The organism is Streptomyces sp. NPDC005533 (genome assembly GCF_042871845.1).
Taxonomy (GTDB): domain Bacteria; phylum Actinomycetota; class Actinomycetes; order Streptomycetales; family Streptomycetaceae; genus Streptomyces.
This window is the reverse complement of the sequence record NZ_JBIAJH010000167.1, coordinates 1-1,944: the sequence shown is the minus strand read 5'-3', so window position 1 is coordinate 1,944 and position 1,944 is coordinate 1. Positions and strand designations below refer to the sequence as shown.

Annotated in this window: 1 protein-coding gene; it reads left to right on the top strand. The window is 63.8% G+C overall.

Features of this window, described 5'->3' with window-relative positions; genetic code table 11:
- Nucleotides 1-181 (top strand): hypothetical protein (locus ACFYP3_RS37665; protein ID WP_388842622.1); only part of this gene is annotated, 181 nt, incomplete at its 5' end.
- Nucleotides 182-1,944 lie beyond the last annotated feature (1,763 nt).

The window sequence follows — 1,944 nt, the reverse complement described above, 5'->3', positions numbered from 1 at the left end:
CCGAACTCCACGACGCCTTCGTCTCCCTCGCCTGCAGCCTCATCTGCTGGCGACGCCTCGGGAAACGCCAATCATGATCGTGTTACGAGCTCTAAAGATCGATATCAAGCGCATCGACCGGATATCTGAACGCGTCGCATTCACGGCGCCCGAATCTGATATTACGCCGACTCAAGGTTAAACCGGCTCTGGTGATCCCCGCCCGCCGCGGACAGGGGTGCCCCGATGGACCGCCACGCGTCTGGCGGCATCGCCCCCCATGTCCCCTTGGGCGGAGACTGGTTGGAATAACCTGAACCTTGCGGGGCGAACAGTTGCGAAGCCTGAATGACGCGTTGGGCTACGGCTCTTTGACTGCTTACGGCATTGGTTTCACGGCGCGTGGTCTGCTCATGCGCAGGGCCCCGCTGCTGTGGACGGCTGCGCGGGGCCCTGAGCGCCTCGGGGAAGGTGAGGTAGCTCTGTCAACGACTGAACTGGTCAGTGGTTGCGAGCGGCAAGAAAGGTGTGTTGATCTTTCCGGCGGGTTGGGAGCACTTTGGATTTCTGGCTGTCGATGGCGGCACGAAACAGCAGCCGGGGTCACGAGGTGGGCAGTCCCGTCTCCGGCGCCGGGCTAACGAAGTAGCTCCAGACTGACGTGCTGGCGTGCTCACCGTGTAGGAGCGACGTTGTGACCTGGCGGTCAAGTCCTTAGGGCTGGCTCGCATGTCTGATCACGGGAGAAGGGCAGCATGCCTTGCCGTGCGATTCGTGGAAAATGGGGGGACTGAGTTTGCAGGGAAGGTCGCCAAGCGCAACTCGGATGAAGCAGGTTATTTCGTGGGCGGTATCGACCCCGCGACTCAGCCAGATGAGGCAGTCTGGTCAACCGAGGCGCCGTGGACCAGCTGATCAACCAAGTGGCGGAGAAGCGCGCTGAGTGCAACGCGATGCCCTTCGGCGGCTCGTGATGACTATATGTGAGACGTGCATCGGTCGAGAATGTGCGTGGAGCGGTGATTTCCGAACGAGGACGACGGCTTGAATGGGGGTCAGGATGGGGTGGCGAACGACATCGCGGTACCAGCTCGTCGTGTCGTCCGGTAATGCATAAAGCCCCAGACTATCGTGGTCCTCGCTTCATGGGCTGGGCCCGCAGCCTTTGAACGCTGCGGGCCCGTTTTAAGTGCCTAAGAAGAAAGGATGGGTCGGCTGCATGAGCGAGAGCCATGACGTGGTGAGTCGACAGCCTGAGCGGTGCGAGCCGGGGCTGGACATCGGGGGGCCGCCTTACTGGGTGGACCCCCGCGCGGAGTTGGTGGAGCAGTGCAGAGCCGACTGCGACCATGACGAGCGCTGCCTGGACTGTGGCCGGCGGACCAAGAACGGCGCTGACAGGTGCCGGGGCTGCGTCGAGGTAGAACAGTGTTCGTACGACTTTGAGGACGGGCTGCTTCCCGGCCTCTCCCTGTGGTGATGATCTAGCGGTGGCGGTTTGGTGCCCGCGGCGGACGTACGTCCAGGGGGCGGGGCCGTAGCACGACTGGCGAACCCGTATGTGGTGAAAGGGACTGAGGCCGGTCCAGGGGAGAGGTCGGTGGAGTTCGCCGTACTCCTGGTGCTGTCGTGCACGGCGGCGCCGCACCGTGGCGTAGGAGCGGGACTGAGATATGAGGGGTCCACGGCCGGCGGTCCACGGCCGGCGGGCCGCGCCGGAGAGCGCCACGTAGAGGTTTTCGACAGTCCAGACGACGGGGAATAGGGGTCGGCAGGTGAGTGGGAGGGACGAGGGCCTGATGCCTGAGGAGGAGCGGGCCGGGGCAGATCGCGACCTGCCCCGCTGCTGGGGACTTCCCACAGGTGGTCAGGGGGGGGGTGTCTCTATGTCCTTCGTCAAGGATGTGGTGCCGGGTATGGGGCTGTTTGGGATGGTCACGCGGCGAGGGTGATGGTGGGGGTTCT